This is a genomic window from Sphingomonas sp. BLHR8, assembly GCF_056821725.1.
The window spans coordinates 1,597,091-1,611,101 of record NZ_JBPDIM010000001.1 but is presented as its reverse complement, the minus strand read 5'-3'; the positions used below and the strand labels follow the sequence as shown (position 1 = coordinate 1,611,101).

The window sequence follows — 14,011 nt, the reverse complement described above, 5'->3', positions numbered from 1 at the left end:
ATCACAGTAAAACGGCGCTCATGACACTCTCCCGTCCAGCCGCGCACTCGCGACGCGGCGTCGCCTCGGTGGTTGCTGCGAGCCTTGCGTTGGTCGCGATCCCGGCATCGACGGCGGCGATGGCTGCGGTCGAGAGCGATACCCGCGCGGAACTGGCCCGCTTCATGACCGTGCTGCGGGAGGTGAAGGCCAACTACGTCGAGCCGGTCGATGATGCCAAGCTGATCGACGGCGCGATCGAGGGGATGCTGTCCTCGCTCGATCCGCATTCGGGTTATCTCAATGCGTCGGATTTCACCCAGCTGCGGACGCAGACCGACGGCGAATATCCGGGGCTTGGCCTGTCGGTCACGCAGGAGGACGGCGCGGTCAAGGTGATCGCACCGCAAGCGGGCACGCCAGCCGACCGCGCCGGGATCAAGGCGGGCGATTACATCACCCATATCGATGGCGAATATCTCGGCGGCTACTCGCTCGACGAGGCGGTCGCCAAGATGCGCGGGCCGGCGGGCACGACGGTGCGGTTGACCGTCATCCGCCTCGGACGCGACGAGCCGCTCGACATCAGCGTCCGGCGCGAACGGATCGTGCTGCGGCCGGTGACCTGGGAGGTCAAGAACGGCGTCGGCGTGGTCAAGCTGGCGAGCTTTTCGGCGGGCGCGGCGCGGGAGATCACCGCGGCGATGAACGCGGTGCAGCGTCAGCTCGGCCGCGCGCCGGCGGGCTGGGTACTCGATCTGCGCGGCAACGCGGGCGGGCTGCTCGACGAGGCGGTGGAGGTCAGCGACCTGTTCCTCGAGCGCGGCACGATCGTGTCGCAGCGCGGGCGCGTGTCGGCGGAGAATGAAAGCTGGGCGGCGCAGGCGGGCGACATCAGCCGCGGCCAGCCGATAGTCGTATTGATCGACGCCGGCTCCGCCAGCGCGAGTGAGATCGTCGCCGGTGCGCTGCAGGACAATCGCCGCGCGGTGGTGATGGGGCAGACCAGTTTTGGCAAGGGATCGGTGCAGACCGTCGTGCCGCTGACCGCGACCACGGGGCTCCGGCTGACGACCGCGCGCTATTACACGCCATCGGGCCGGTCGGTGCAGGAGGGCGGGATCGCCCCCGATATCCGCGTGCCGCAGTTGACCGACCCCGACTATCGCCGCCGCCCGGTCATCCGCGAGGCGGACCTGCGCCGCCACCTCGTCAATCAGGCGCGGGTGGACGATCGCCTGGTCGAGGACGACGCCGCGACCGATCCGCGCTTCAGCAAGACGCCCGAACAGCTGCGGGCGGCCGGCATCACCGACTTCCAGCTCGACTATGCCACGCGCGCGGTCGCACGCCTGGCGCAGGGCCCGGCCCCGGCCGCCACCGCAGCGGCGACGCCCCGCAGCGGCACGTCGGGCGGCCGCTGAGCGACAGTCGGTGCGCCGCATCGGACGCCGTAGCGAAGATCCGCTCGTCGGCGGGGCTGCCACGCCGGCGCCATCGGAGCCGCGCGCCCTCCCGCCCCGCGACGCGCTGCGCCTCGCGCACCTGCTCGCGCTGGCGGTGCCGACTGCGCTGCTGTCGGGGGCGTTGCTGTCGCAATATGTCGGCGACCTCGCTCCGTGCGAGATGTGCCTGTGGCAGCGCTGGCCGCATTTCGCGGCGCTGGCGCTGGGCCTCGTCGCGCTGACGACGCGGGGAAGTCCGCGCATCGCGCTGCTGACGCTGGCGGCGCTGGCGATTGCGGTCAGCGGGGTGATTGGCGTCTATCACGCCGGGGTCGAGGCGCGGATGTGGAGCGGGGTGACCGCCTGCACCGCCGGCGGGTCGGCGCGCAGCTTCGAGGAGATCATGGCCGCGCCGCTGGTTCGCTGCGACGAAGTGCAGTGGCGCTTTCTCGGACTGTCGATGGCCGCCTGGAACGCGATTTTGTCGCTGGCGAGCGCTGCGGTGATCGGCTGGCTCCTGGCGCGAGTAAGGAAGCACTCGGCATGACGACGACCGTTCCCAATAGTTCACCGGTTCGCAGCCGCATCCCGCCGTCGCGTCGCACCAAGGCGGCGATGATGCGGGTCGATCATGCCGGCGAATATGGTGCGACGCGCATCTATGAAGGCCAGCTCGCGGTGCTGGGGTCGGGCGGGCCCGGTGCGCGCGACATTGCGCACATGGCGGAGCAGGAGGTCGCGCACCTCGCGTGGTTCGACGCGGCACTGACGCGTCATCGGGTCCGCCCGACGCTGCTGCATCCGATCTGGAATCGCGGCGGCTTTGCCCTGGGCGCGGTCACGGCCGCGATCTCTCCCGAAGCGGCGATGGCCTGCACGGCGGCAGTTGAGACCGAAATCGACCGGCATTATGACCAGCAGCGCAACGCACTCGTCGGGCATGATCCCGAACTCGAAGGCGTGATCGCGCAGTTTCAGGCGGAGGAGCTGGAGCATCGCGACCACGCGCTGTCGGCGGGCGCCGAGCGCGCACCCGCCTATGCGCTGATGAGTTTCGGGATCCGCGCGATCTGCCGCATCGCCATCCGGCTCTCGGAGCGAATTTGAGCGTTCAGTCCACGTCAATCCGCTCGCACGCTAAAGGTATGACCATGTCCGCGACCCGTTATCTCCTCCCGCTCGCCGCCCTCGTCATCGCGTCGCCGGCCCTTGCGCAAAGCGAAACGACGACCGTTCGCGGGGAGCGCGTCAACACGGTGTTCGTGTTCGGCGACGACCCCTGCCCGGAGGCGGAAGGCGAGGACATCGTCGTGTGCGGCCGACTCGATGAAGGTGAACGCTACCGCATCCCCGAGGCGCTGCGTGGCGACCCCAACAGCCCGCGCCGTGAAAGCTGGACGCAGCGAGTCCGCGCGCTCGAACGCGTTGGCCGGACGGGAACGCTGAGCTGCTCGCCGGTCGGGCTGGGGGGCTTCACGGGCTGCCTCAACGACCTCGTCACCGAAGCGCAGGAGGAGCGACGTCAGGCGGCCAATGTCGACTGGACGACCACCGTGTCAGCCGAGCGTCGCCGCCGGCTCGAAAGCTTCGATGCTGCCGCGCGTGCGCAGGAGGAGGCGATTGCGCGGGATGAAGCGGCGCGTCGCGCGCGCACCGGGGAGACCTCCCCGCAAACCGACGCCGACAGCGCGCCGCTGCCCGACCCGCGCGCGACGCGACCGCCGCGCTGACCGCGAGCGGCCTGGCGCATGTGAGCTACCGCGTGAGGAACACGACGTAGCCACGAAAGCGCGGGTTCGAGCTGAGCTCCGGAGGCTCGCGCCAGCGTCCGCCTTCGACCAGTCCGACGCGAAAGGGGATCGGCACGCGTGTTAGGGCCGCGCCGTAGCGGTCGGCGTTCCCGACCGTCGCGCGGCCCTGATAGGTCTGGATGACGAGCTCCTCCACCCTCGCGCCGATGGCGCGAAGTGCTTGCGGGTCGCCCTGCGCCGCCCAGTCGTAGAGGCCGGTGACCGACAGCTCGACGTCCGGCCCCAGCGCGCGATCAAGTTCGGCGAGGAACGCGGCGTAGCGGTCGAGCCCGCGGGTGGCGCTGTCGAAGTCGATCTGGATCCCCGCGACGTCGGGCGACAGCCGCCGCCAGCTCGCCAGCTCGCTACGCATTTGCGGCACCACGCGCGGTCCGAGCGCGAGTGTTTCGAGACGATAGGTGAGGTAAAGCCTGGCTCGCACCCCGCGCGGCGGTGCGGCACGGCGCGGTTCGATGCGGTCGGGCGCACGCGCCAGCACTTCGCCTGCGAGGATATAGACGCGCGTTGCCCTGGCCGCGGTGGCCGGATCGGGGCTGACCCCCGGCCAGAGCCAGAAAGCATCGTAGTCCCCCCGCGCAACGACCTGCTCGGGCGCCTGCCGATCGCCGCAGCTCGTCAGCGTGGCGATCAGCGCCAGCAGCCATGCGCGCCGGCGAAGTCTCACCAATAGACGGTCGCCGCGCGAGCCCAGCGAGTCTGCGGATACTGCCGCTTCAATTCGTTGAACCACGCCCGCCGCTGCGCAAGCGGGTCCTCGCTCGCATCGCACGTGTTGTTGCCCGACGGCGCATAGCAATGAAATGCGCGATAGAGCGCGTAGGCGCGCGCGTCGGCGGGGCTCGCCGGGTCGGCGATGATGCGGCGATAGGCGGCGAGGCGACTGAACCAGGTCGGCGCGGCCGGTCGCGCCCAGTGATCGCCAGCGCCGCCCAGTTCGTCGGGTTCGGGTCGCTCGGTAATCAACCCGCGCGGCCCCCAGGACGAATCGCCACCCGTCAGCCGCAGGAATTCGCCGAGGCAGATCAGCGCTGCCGGATCGCGGGGCCGCGCCGTCAAAGTTGCCGCGACCTGCTTCAGCGAGGGGCAGTCGTAGCCCGCACTGCCGGCGCGCGTGCCGGTCCAGGCAAACGCCTCGGGATCGATCGCGAGGGGTGTATAGTGCGGCGAGCGGTTGTCGCGCACCGGCCAGGGCGCCGCGTAGCGGTCGATCTTGGCGGCAAGCTCGCCATAGCGGCCCGCGAACAGCGACTTGTAGAGCCACACCCCCCGCGCCAGCGCGCGCTCCTCACCGTTAGCGCGATTGTCGGCAGCGATTGCCTCCAGCAGCGCGGGGCCGGCGCTGTAGGCGATGAGTTGTGCGCGCACCCCGGGGTCGCGCACGGGCGAACCGGCGGCGAAGACCCGCGCGATGTCGCCACGCCGCTCCTCGTGCAAGGCGAGCCCAAGCTCGGCGCTGCCGCGCTGATAGGGGGTGGCGCCCGCGTCGATCGCGCCGACCCACTGCGCTCGAGCGTCGGCGGCGTTGCCCGCGTCGGCGGCCAGGGCGCGGAGCAGCTTGCGCGAGAAGCCGAGATGCCCGCCCGCGCCCGTCAGCGCTCGCCGGGATCAGCGCCGCCACCCGCTGCGGCGCGCGCTCGACGTAAAGCGCATGCGCCGCACGCAGATAAGCGAACAGTGGCTCGGCGCGACGAAAGCGCGCGGCCTGTGCTTCGAGCGCGGCGCGGCTGATCGGCGGCGGCGTGCCCAGCTCGGCATCGGGGTCGAGCCGACGCATCGCCTCGAGGTCGGCGATCGCGAGCAGCAGCGGCGTTGGTGCATTGGCGGGGGTGAGCACCGGCGCACCCTTGCTGTCGAACTCCTCGATCAGCGCGGCGAGGCTGGCATCGCCGGGGTCGCGCCCCTCCGCGAAGACTTGCGCATATCGGCCGAGCAGCGCCTCGTTGCGCTTCGCGACCCAGTCAACCCGCCGCAGCAGCGCCTGCGCGGAGCCCGCGTATCGCCCGCCGGGGTGCGCCGCGAGATAGGCGGCGAAGGCCTGGTCGACGGCAGCCTGCTGAGCGGGGGTGACCTTTGTCCAGTCGGGGCTGCCCCACTCGTCATAGGCGTTGGCGACCGCGGCGTTCAAAGCGGTGCGCGCGCGCATGTAGCCCGCCGCTTCGGCGAGCCAGCCGTTGCTGGTGGCACCCACCCCGGCGAAGCTCCGCTCCGCTGCGCCCCAGTCGCCGACGTAGAAGGCGCGCGCACCGCGCAGATAATCGGCGAACCGCTGCGCTTCGCCCGCGGCCACGGCGATCGGCGCAACCGGCGGGGCCGGCTCGTCGGTGCAGGTCGGAACGAGCGTCTCGCGCGCGGCAATGAGCGTGGCGCGATCAGCGGCGCTGACGCCCCCCGCTGCGCGCACCGCGGCGATGAAGGCGGCGCGCCCGCTGGCGTTGCTCTGACAGCGCGTGCCGACGAGGTCGTCGTCGGCGCTGCGGACGGCGGTCGTGTTCTCCGCCGGGTCGGGCGGCATCGTCGCCACCGTTGCCAAAAAGCTCGGCCAGTCGAAGCCGCCAGCCGGGGAGCGCTCCATCGGCTCGACATAGACCGGTCGGATCGCCACTCCGAGCGGCCCGAACCGATCGCCGAGCAGCATGGCGAGGTTGATGCGACTGTCATTGCCGGGGCTCAGCAAGGCGCGGCCGCTGCAGCTGCCGAACTGCGTTTCGTACAGCGTCCAGCCGGAGCGGCAGAGCATATCTGCGCTCGCCTGCGCGGGCGATGCCGTGACCGCAAGCCATGCGCTTGCGGCCATCGCGACCATCGCCGCCGGCGTAGAAAACCCTCGTGCCCGGAGTCGCTTGCCCTTCGCCGTCATGTCGCTGCCGCCTCCCCACCGGCCGCACGACCATGCGTCCGGCCGGCGACGCAGACAAGCGGGACCGCTCGCACAAGCGAACCCCCCAAATGGGGGCGGGAACAAATTTTTTCGTTACCGCAATGTTCAGCTTGCCAGTCGGGGAAAGCCCGCTGCGTCCACGCGTCGCACCCGATCGTTGCGGTCGCGACGAGCGGAGCCGTCTTCACGTCTCGTCGCAGGGGGCTTGATCAACCCACGGTCTTTCCACAAGCTGTAGGGGTTGAAGCGAGGCGGGCCCCCTACAGGTTGTGGTTTAGGGTTGCGGACCGTGCTTCCCCCGCCGGCGTGTCGGCGCGAACGAACATAGAACAAAAGGACTGGCGACTCATGCGAGCGCCTGTCACAGGGGGGTAGGGATGGATTTCAGGGACTCGACCGCGGAGCGCGGTTCGGACTCGCATGGCGCGGGCACCACGACGGAGGGAATGACGATGGCAACGCAGCTCGAGGAGCGTCCGGCGACCACCGGCGGCGACAGCGATGCGGCGCTGGCGGCAATGAACGCCTCGCTGCTCGCGGCCGCTGCGTCGGCGAAGGCAGCACCCGAAGCGCTGGGTTCCAGCAGTATCGCCGCGCGCCGCTTCGACGTGGTCACCGACGCCAGTCGCGACGCGCTGCTCACCGCGTTCGGGAAGGACACGCTCGAGGACCGCTACCTTCTCCCGGGCGAGTCCTATCAGGACCTGTTCGCGCGCGTCGCCGCGGCCTACGCCGACGACCAGGGCCACGCGCAGCGCGTTTATGATTATATCAGCCGGCTGTGGTTCATGCCGGCAACGCCGGTACTGTCGAACGGCGGGACGGGGCGCGGCCTTCCCATCAGCTGCTACCTCAATTCGGTGAGCGACAGCCTCGAAGGGATCGTCAACACCTGGAACGAGAATGTATGGCTCGCCTCGCGGGGCGGCGGGATCGGCACCTACTGGGGCCACGTCCGCGGCATCGGCGAGCCCGTCGGCCTCAACGGCAAGACCAGCGGCATCATCCCGTTTGTGCGCGTGATGGACAGCCTGACGCTGGCGATCAGTCAGGGCTCGCTGCGGCGCGGGTCGGCGGCCTGCTACCTCGACGTCAGCCACCCGGAGATCGAGGAATTTCTCGAAATCCGCAAACCGTCGGGCGACTTCAACCGGAAGGCGCTGAACCTCCACCACGGGGTGCTGATCACCGACGCCTTCATGGAGGCGGTGCGCGACGGCACCGACTTTGCGCTCACGTCACCCCGCGACGGGTCGGAGCGCGGCCGCGTCGATGCGCGCTCGCTGTTCCAGAAGCTCGTCGAAACGCGCCTCGCGACGGGTGAGCCCTACATCATCTTCATCGACCAGGTGAACCGGACGATGCCCAAGCATCACCGCGATCTGGGGCTGAAGGTCACCACCTCCAACCTGTGCAGCGAAATCACGCTGCCGACCGGGGTCGACCATCTCGGGCAGGATCGCACCGCGGTGTGCTGTCTCTCCTCGCTCAACCTCGAAACCTGGGACGAATGGTCGCAGGACAAGCAGTTCATTGAGGACGTGATGCGCTTCCTCGACAATGTGCTGCAGGATTACATCGACCGCGCGCCGCCGGAGATGGCGCGGGCGAAGTACAGCGCGTCGCGCGAACGCTCGGTGGGTCTCGGCGTGATGGGTTTCCACAGCTTCCTCCAGGCGCGCGGGCTGCCGTTCGAGGGGGCCATGGCCAAGAGCTGGAACCTCCGCATCTTCCGCCACGTGCGGGCGCAGGTGGACGAAGCCTCGATGCTGCTCGCCAACGAACGCGGGCCGTGCCCCGACGCCGCCGACCAGGGGGTGATGGAACGCTTCAGCTGCAAGATGGCGATCGCGCCGACCGCATCGATCTCGATCATCGCCGGTGGCACCAGCGCCTGCATCGAACCGATCCCGGCCAATATCTACACTCACAAGACGCTGTCGGGCAGCTTCGCCATCCGCAATCCGCACCTTGAAAAGCTGCTGATCGCCAAGGCCAAGAACAGCGACGCGGTGTGGAACTCGATCCTCGAAAAGGGCGGCAGCGTCGCGCACCTCGACTTTCTCGAGCCCGAAGAAAAGGACGTGTTCAAGACGAGCTTCGAGATCGACCAGCGCTGGCTGCTCGAACTCGCCGCCGACCGCACGCCCTACATCGACCAGGCGCAGTCGCTGAACCTGTTCATCCCCGCCGACGTCGAGAAATGGGACCTGATGATGCTCCACTTCCGCGCGTGGGAGCTGGGCATCAAGTCGCTCTATTACCTGCGCTCGAAGTCGGTGCAGCGCGCCGGTTTCGCCGGCGGGGTGGAGGCGGACAATACCGCCGAGGCCCCGGTGATCCAGGTCGAGGTCACCAACTACGACGAATGCCTGGCGTGTCAGTGATCGCTCCCTATCCCCCCTCCCCCCTGTGGGGAGGGGTAGGGGTGGGGGCCCGCTCGCGTCTGCGAGCGGAAGAGACCCCCGGCAACGCAAGCGCCACAGTCCTGATTGGGCCGCAGACGCGGCCCGGCCCCCACCCCAGCCCTCCCCACAAGGGGGAGGGAGTGATCGGAGCGCAGAGGTCGTGATCATCCTCCTCTTCATCATCGCCGCGCTGGCGGTGTGGCAGCTCCTCGCCGGCCTCGCCAAGCTGCGCGCGGCGGGCGCGGTCGGACGCGACGATCCGCGCGGCGCCGCGCTGCGCAACGTGGGGCTGATCCAGGTCGGCGTCAGCATCGCGATGCTGGTGCTCAACATCGCCCTCAACTGGCCGCTCATCGCGTCCTATATCTGACCTTAAAGCGACTCACCCGAACCGAAGGCCGAACCCCATGTCCCTCCTCGAAGCCCGCAAGACCTACAAGCCGTTCGAATATCCGTGGGCGTACGACTTCTGGAAGCGCCAGCAGCAGATCCACTGGATGCCCGAAGAGGTGCCGCTGGGGGAGGATTGCCGCGACTGGGCGCAAAAAATCAGCGAGCATGAGCGCAACCTGCTGACTCAGATCTTTCGCTTCTTCACCCAGGCCGACGTCGAGGTGCAGGACTGCTACCACGAGAAATATGGCCGCGTGTTCAAGCCGACCGAGATCAAGATGATGCTGACCGCCTTCTCCAACATGGAGACGGTGCACATCGCGGCCTATTCGCACCTGCTCGACACCATCGGCATGCCCGAAAGCGAATATGGCGCCTTCCTCGAATATGCCGAGATGAAGGACAAGCACGATTATCTGCAGAACTTCGGCGTCGACACCGACGAGGACATTGCGAAGACTCTGGCGATGTTCGGCGGCTTCACCGAAGGGCTGCAACTGTTCGCGTCGTTCGCGATGCTGATGAACTTCCCGCGCTTCAACAAGATGAAGGGCATGGGGCAGATCGTCAGCTGGTCGGTGCGCGATGAGAGCCTGCACTGCGAAGGCATCATCAAGCTGTTCCACGCATTCTGCGCGGAGCGGCAGTGCATGACCAAATCGGTCCGCGACGACATCATGGACATGTGCCAGACGACGGTGCGGCTGGAGGACGCGTTCATCGACCTCGCCTTCGAGATGGGCCCGGTCCCCGGCATGACGCCCAAGGAGATCAAGAAGTATATCCGCTACATCGCCGACTGGCGTCTGAGCCAGCTCGGCCTGCCGGCGATCTACATGGTCGACGAACACCCGCTGCCGTGGCTGACGCCGCTATTGAACGGGGTGGAGCACGCCAACTTCTTCGAAACCCGCGCCACCGAATACAGCAAAGCCGCCACCCGCGGCGACTGGAACCAGGTCTGGTCGAGCTTCGACTCCCGACTGAAGGCGCGGGGGAGCGATAGCGCCAACGATGTCGGCGAAGGTGACGGCAGTGAGCCGGACATGTTCGCGGCGTAAGATGAGTCCTGACCTCCCCCAGGATCCTCGTGCGGTCGCCAATGCAGTCCTCCGAGTCGCTGATCGAGAGGGTCAGACGCTAACGCATCTATCTCTTCAGAAGATCGTCTACTTCCTTCATGGCAGGTATCTCGTTGAGCGAAATGTCGCCCTGGTGACAGGCTTTTTCGAAGCCTGGAAGTATGGACCGGTTCATCCCGTTCTCTTCTCTGCACTTAAGGAAACTCGGGGTCGCCCAATCCAAGGATTGCTTCGACAGGTTGATCCGTTCACGCAGTGCTTAGGCAATGCGTATGAAATATCAGACACTCGAATTCACGCCTACGTAGAGACGTATGCTCCGTCGCTGACAAGACTCTCGGCAGGACTGTTGGTCGACCTATCTCACGCACGTGGTAGCCCATGGGACGTCGCGACGTCACTTGGCGTTCCAAGTCGAGCCTACGGAGACAGAATGCACAACGATCTCATACGAAATCGTTTCGTAGCTCATAAACGAGATTTGTCTAAAGTAAATGCCTACGAGGAGCCGTTGGATGAGTGTCCGCCTACCTGAAACTGATCTCGCTAATTGGTCATTCCTAAGTGCGCGAGAAAAGCGCGCTAATGCAGCGCGTTTTCTCGCGGCTAAAAATCTCTCTGGTCTGTCGTACGAACCATTTCGTGCAGCGCTGCCCAGCTGCATAGACAGCAGTCTATCGCTATTTCCTGATGAAACACTTCCGGCTGCGCCGTGGGGAGCGATCGATCGGCTGCTAGCGAAGAGTTGTGCTCGTAGTCCTGACCTACTTAAAATGAATCGCCAAGTTGCGAATTCGACTAAGGAGTATGCCGAGAAAAGCGGTCTTGTCGCCGCTCCGTATCCCTTCACGAGGATCACGTTAGGCGCACCGTTCCGATATGATTTTGGTTTGCCAACACTCTTCCGGGATGCGGCGGGCCAAACTTCGGCCGCGTTCTTGGATCTGCGTCGTTCGGGACTAACGTCTCGTGGACGCCTGTTCGTCGTCTCGGCGATGCACCAGCGTTTCCGTGTTACACATCCCGATTTCGAACATATCGGACTAGAGATCTGGGATTATAAGGGGGGCAGCGAGCGACCCCTGGTAGCTTTGAAGGACGAGTTGGTTTACTTCACTTACGATCAACTTGTTCTGGACGTCCAAGAGACTTACGCGATTTTGGCCGAGGAAGTTTCTTCGCGGCGGTATGATCGGAGAGATACTGCGGGTCGCGGGTCGCTCCTATAGCACCAACTCCATCACATCCACCACGCTCTCGAACGCCGGCCTCGGCTGCACCACGCGCCAGCGGCCTTCGCCCACGCGTTCGACCCAGCCGGCGATGTCGCGGGTGGGGTCTCGGCCGTAGGGGAGGTGGGTGGTTTCATCGCCCAGCGCAAGCGTGCCGAGGAAGCGGGCGCGGGTGCCTTCGGGCGGGGCGATCTCCCCCGCCAGGCGCTGTGAGCCGGTCAGCTTGACGAGGCGGGTGATGCCCCCCTCGACGCTCACCCGGCAGCGAAACCAGGGATAGGCGATGTAGGGGAGCAGCCCCGGCCGCTTCGCGCCCAGCTTGATCGTGCGGCAGCGATAGTCGCCCGGCGGCGGCACCGGGCGCGTCTGCGCGGCGAGCGGTTGCAAGAGCGCGCCCTCCGCCTCGATCGCCGCGCCATGCCCCGCGGCGCGCGCTGCGCGCAGCGCCTCTACCCAAGCGCCATACCAGTCGCGCAGCCGCGCCCGGTCCGCATCGGTTGGGGAGAGCGTGGTGCGCGCCCTTTCGGGTCCTGCGGGGGCGGCGGCGCGGTTGCCGGCCACCTTCGTCGGGGTGCAGCCAGCCAAGGCCAGCGCCGCGGTGGCGGCGGTCAGAGCGATGGTCGGGCGGCGGGGTCGAGTGCGGTCGCGGGTCATGCGGCGTATCGTGGCGTGGGTCCGCTCCGGGTGCAACTGCGGGGCGTGGCGCCCCGCTTGTCGTTGCGGGCGTAGCGGGGCGGTCCGCCTCGGCGGTGGGCGGGTGGCCCTCACCCCCGCCCCTCTCCCGGGGGGAGAGGGGGTTGAGCGGCGGGCCGTCATGGGAGTAAATCCCATGACGTCGATCAGGTCGGCTTCGCCGCCTGTCGGCCGGGCCTAGGCGTGCTTGCAGCACCGCGATGTAGCTTCGCTACATCGCTCGCCTATGCGGCTGTCCACCCCCCGTCCATGCTGAGGTTCGCCCCGGTGATCGACGCGGCGCCTTCGCTGCAGAGGTAGAGCGCGAGGCTGGCGACCTCCTCGACGCTCACGAACCGCTTGGTCGGCTGCGCGGCGAGGAGGACGTCGTTCATCACCTCCTCGCGCGTCAGCCCACGCGCGGCCATCGTGTCGGGGATCTGCGCCTCGACCAACGGCGTCCAGACATAGCCCGGGCTGATGGTGTTGACCGTCACCCCGCTCTGCGCCGCCTCCAGCGCGACGGTTTTGGTGAGGCCCGCGATGCCGTGCTTGGCGGCGACATAGGCGCTCTTGTTGGGGCTGGCGACGAGGCTGTGGGCGCTGCCGGTGTTGACGATCCGCCCCCACCCGCGCGCCTTCATCCCCGGCAGCGCGAGCCGGATGGTGTGGAACGCGGCGGTGAGGTTGAGCGCGATGATGCGGTCCCACTGCTCGACCGGAAAGCTCTCCACCGGCGAGACATGCTGCATCCCCGCATTGTTGACGAGGATGTCGATTGGCCCCGCGCTCGCCATCATTGCCTCGATCTGCGCTGCCTGGGTGAGGTCGCTTGCATCATGCCGCGCGCCTTCGCCGAGCTCGCCGAGCAGCGCGTTGATCGCCGCTTCCTCGCCGAAGCCGTTGACGATCACCGCCGCGCCCGCCCCCGCCAGCGCCCGTGCGATGCCGGCGCCGATGCCGCTGGTCCCCCCGGTGACGAGCGCGCGGCGACCGTGGAGCGGATGGGTGGGGGTGGCGGTCATGTAGGCGGATCTCCTGTGGGGGCGAGCGCGGGATAGAAAGCTTCCCTCGGGGGTTCAATCGGCTATGCTCGCGGGCCGAGCGATCGACGACAGGGGGAATGGCCGGATGCGGCTCGACGAATTTGATCCGAGTGCCAACACGCGCGACCTCGGCAGCGGGGGCGGTGGCGGCTTTGGCCTCGGCGGTGGCGGCGGCGGCGGCGCGGGTCTGTTCGGGCTGCTGTTCAATTTTCTCCCGCTGCTGCTCGGGCGGCGGTTGGGCTGCGGGGCGATGCTGCTGATCGGCGTCGTCGGCTTTTTTCTCCTCAACAGCGGCCTGTTCTCGAGCGGCCTCAGCGGCCCGTCGAGTGGCGTTCCGGCAACGCAGGCTGGCGGGCGCACCGCGGGCGGCGGCAATGTCGTCGGCGACACCCCCGAAGAGCTGTTCGGCGCGCGCGTGCTCGCCTCGACCGAGCAGGTGTGGGGCCAAATCTTTCAGCAGCAGGGTTCGCGCTACCAGCCGACGACGCTCAACTTCTATTCGCGCAGCACGCAGTCGGGCTGCGGCGCGGCGCAGTCGGCGATGGGTCCGTTTTACTGCCCGAGCGATCAGGGCGTGTATCTCGACACCGATTTCTTCCGCGAGCTGTCGCAGCGCTTCGGCGCGGCGGGCGACGCCGCGCAGGCCTATGTCATCTCGCACGAGGTCGGGCATCATATCCAGACGATCACCGGCGTGTCCGACCAGGTGCGTCGCGCGCAATCGCGCGCAAGCCAGACGCAGGGCAACCAGCTGCAAGTGCGGATGGAGCTTCAGGCGGACTGCTACGCCGGGGTGTGGGCGAGCCGCGCGCGCACCCCGCGCACCAACCAGCCGGTGATGGAGCAGGGCGACCTTGAAGAGGCCATGCGCGCCGCGCAAGCGATCGGCGACGACACGCTGATGCAGAACGCCGGCCGCCGCGTACAGCCCGAAAGCTTCACGCACGGCACCAGTGCGCAGCGCATGCGTTGGCTGCAGCGTGGGTATCAGACCGGCGATCCGCGCCAGTGCGATACCTTCCAGGCGGCGAGCCTGTAACGCCAAGGAGAGCGACGGTGGGTGGG

15 protein-coding genes are annotated in these 14,011 nt (G+C 67.7%); 10 read left to right on the top strand and 5 right to left on the bottom strand.

Annotated elements, in window-relative coordinates:
- The first annotated feature begins 20 nt into the window (after window positions 1-20).
- From ACRYJK_RS08015 to ACRYJK_RS08000, 4 genes are read left to right on the top strand one after another with little or no spacing between them, the layout of a single operon-like run.
- A complete protein-coding gene (locus tag ACRYJK_RS08015) occupies window positions 21-1,403 on the top strand; it encodes a S41 family peptidase (protein ID WP_482667002.1) in 1,383 nt (460 codons plus the stop codon).
- A gap of 10 nt (window positions 1,404-1,413) precedes the next feature.
- Window positions 1,414-1,971 (top strand): disulfide bond formation protein B, encoded by a 558-nt coding sequence (locus tag ACRYJK_RS08010; protein ID WP_482667001.1) that lies wholly within the window; start codon window positions 1,414-1,416, stop codon window positions 1,969-1,971.
- Window positions 1,968-2,531: a demethoxyubiquinone hydroxylase family protein gene (locus ACRYJK_RS08005; RefSeq protein ID WP_482667000.1), complete on the top strand. Its 564-nt coding sequence runs from the start codon at window positions 1,968-1,970 to the stop codon at window positions 2,529-2,531. The genes ACRYJK_RS08010 and ACRYJK_RS08005 overlap by 4 nt, the downstream gene beginning before the upstream one ends.
- 44 nt (window positions 2,532-2,575) lie before the next feature.
- Window positions 2,576-3,154: a hypothetical protein gene (locus tag ACRYJK_RS08000; RefSeq protein ID WP_482666999.1), complete on the top strand. Its 579-nt coding sequence runs from the start codon at window positions 2,576-2,578 to the stop codon at window positions 3,152-3,154.
- Window positions 3,155-3,179: 25 nt separating this feature from the next.
- On the opposite strand, the gene ACRYJK_RS07995 is transcribed toward ACRYJK_RS08000, so the two are convergent.
- Genes ACRYJK_RS07995 through ACRYJK_RS07985 form a run of 3 tightly spaced genes read right to left on the bottom strand, consistent with a single transcriptional unit; the run spans window position 3,180 to window position 6,029 of the window.
- Complete coding sequence (locus ACRYJK_RS07995) at window positions 3,180-3,899, bottom strand: DUF3142 domain-containing protein (protein ID WP_482666998.1); 720 nt, start codon at window positions 3,897-3,899, stop codon at window positions 3,180-3,182.
- A complete protein-coding gene (locus ACRYJK_RS07990) occupies window positions 3,896-4,600 on the bottom strand; it encodes a hypothetical protein (RefSeq protein ID WP_482666997.1) in 705 nt (234 codons plus the stop codon). The genes ACRYJK_RS07995 and ACRYJK_RS07990 overlap by 4 nt, the downstream gene beginning before the upstream one ends.
- Window positions 4,527-6,029, bottom strand: coding sequence for a hypothetical protein (locus tag ACRYJK_RS07985; protein WP_482666996.1), 1,503 nt, complete (start codon window positions 6,027-6,029; stop codon window positions 4,527-4,529). Before ACRYJK_RS07985 ends, ACRYJK_RS07990 begins: the two co-directional genes overlap by 74 nt.
- Window positions 6,030-6,631: 602 nt before the next feature.
- On the opposite strand from ACRYJK_RS07985, the gene ACRYJK_RS07980 reads away from it, so the two are divergent.
- The 5 genes from ACRYJK_RS07980 (at window position 6,632) to ACRYJK_RS07960 (ending at window position 11,225) form a co-directional block, all read left to right on the top strand.
- The gene (locus tag ACRYJK_RS07980) at window positions 6,632-8,500 is read left to right on the top strand and encodes a ribonucleoside-diphosphate reductase subunit alpha (RefSeq protein WP_482667424.1); all 1,869 of its coding nucleotides are present in this window, start codon (window positions 6,632-6,634) and stop codon (window positions 8,498-8,500) included.
- Between the two features lie 181 nt (window positions 8,501-8,681).
- Window positions 8,682-8,891, top strand: coding sequence for a hypothetical protein (locus ACRYJK_RS07975; RefSeq protein ID WP_482666995.1), 210 nt, complete (start codon window positions 8,682-8,684; stop codon window positions 8,889-8,891).
- Window positions 8,892-8,928: 37 nt separating this feature from the next.
- Complete coding sequence (locus ACRYJK_RS07970) at window positions 8,929-9,975, top strand: ribonucleotide-diphosphate reductase subunit beta (RefSeq protein ID WP_482666994.1); 1,047 nt, start codon at window positions 8,929-8,931, stop codon at window positions 9,973-9,975.
- A complete protein-coding gene (locus ACRYJK_RS07965) occupies window positions 9,929-10,531 on the top strand; it encodes a Panacea domain-containing protein (RefSeq protein WP_482666993.1) in 603 nt (200 codons plus the stop codon). The genes ACRYJK_RS07970 and ACRYJK_RS07965 overlap by 47 nt, the downstream gene beginning before the upstream one ends.
- Window positions 10,491-11,225 (top strand): hypothetical protein, encoded by a 735-nt coding sequence (locus ACRYJK_RS07960; protein ID WP_482666992.1) that lies wholly within the window; start codon window positions 10,491-10,493, stop codon window positions 11,223-11,225. The genes ACRYJK_RS07965 and ACRYJK_RS07960 overlap by 41 nt, the downstream gene beginning before the upstream one ends.
- Here the strand turns inward: ACRYJK_RS07960 and ACRYJK_RS07955 are convergent.
- The gene (locus ACRYJK_RS07955) at window positions 11,220-11,882 is read right to left on the bottom strand and encodes a DUF4893 domain-containing protein (RefSeq protein WP_482666991.1); all 663 of its coding nucleotides are present in this window, start codon (window positions 11,880-11,882) and stop codon (window positions 11,220-11,222) included. The two genes, ACRYJK_RS07960 and ACRYJK_RS07955, sit on opposite strands and share 6 nt — an antisense overlap.
- A gap of 263 nt (window positions 11,883-12,145) precedes the next feature.
- Window positions 12,146-12,925 (bottom strand): 3-hydroxybutyrate dehydrogenase, encoded by a 780-nt coding sequence (locus ACRYJK_RS07950; RefSeq protein ID WP_482666990.1) that lies wholly within the window; start codon window positions 12,923-12,925, stop codon window positions 12,146-12,148.
- A 106-nt stretch (window positions 12,926-13,031) separates the two neighbouring features.
- Between ACRYJK_RS07950 and ypfJ the strand changes: the two genes are divergently transcribed.
- Window positions 13,032-13,985 carry a KPN_02809 family neutral zinc metallopeptidase gene (ypfJ, locus tag ACRYJK_RS07945; protein ID WP_482666989.1) on the top strand — a complete coding sequence of 318 codons (954 nt, stop codon included), beginning with the start codon at window positions 13,032-13,034 and terminating at the stop codon, window positions 13,983-13,985.
- Window positions 13,986-14,011 lie beyond the last annotated feature (26 nt).

Excerpts from the sequence above, each read along its gene's own strand:
- ACRYJK_RS07980 (WP_482667424.1), top strand. The coding sequence starts at position 6,632 with ATGAACGCCTCGCTGCTCGCGGCCGCTGCGTCGGCGAAGGCAGCACCC.
- ACRYJK_RS07950 (WP_482666990.1), bottom strand. The coding sequence starts at position 12,925 with ATGACCGCCACCCCCACCCATCCGCTCCACGGTCGCCGCGCGCTCGTC.
- ACRYJK_RS07965 (WP_482666993.1), top strand. The coding sequence starts at position 9,929 with ATGTCGGCGAAGGTGACGGCAGTGAGCCGGACATGTTCGCGGCGTAAG.
- ypfJ (WP_482666989.1), top strand. The coding sequence starts at position 13,032 with ATGCGGCTCGACGAATTTGATCCGAGTGCCAACACGCGCGACCTCGGC.
- ACRYJK_RS07960 (WP_482666992.1), top strand. The coding sequence starts at position 10,491 with ATGCCTACGAGGAGCCGTTGGATGAGTGTCCGCCTACCTGAAACTGAT.
- ACRYJK_RS07955 (WP_482666991.1), bottom strand. The coding sequence starts at position 11,882 with ATGACCCGCGACCGCACTCGACCCCGCCGCCCGACCATCGCTCTGACC.
- ACRYJK_RS07985 (WP_482666996.1), bottom strand. The coding sequence starts at position 6,029 with ATGGCCGCAAGCGCATGGCTTGCGGTCACGGCATCGCCCGCGCAGGCG.
- ACRYJK_RS07970 (WP_482666994.1), top strand. The coding sequence starts at position 8,929 with ATGTCCCTCCTCGAAGCCCGCAAGACCTACAAGCCGTTCGAATATCCG.
- ACRYJK_RS08005 (WP_482667000.1), top strand. The coding sequence starts at position 1,968 with ATGACGACGACCGTTCCCAATAGTTCACCGGTTCGCAGCCGCATCCCG.
- ACRYJK_RS08000 (WP_482666999.1), top strand. The coding sequence starts at position 2,576 with ATGTCCGCGACCCGTTATCTCCTCCCGCTCGCCGCCCTCGTCATCGCG.
- ACRYJK_RS08015 (WP_482667002.1), top strand. The coding sequence starts at position 21 with ATGACACTCTCCCGTCCAGCCGCGCACTCGCGACGCGGCGTCGCCTCG.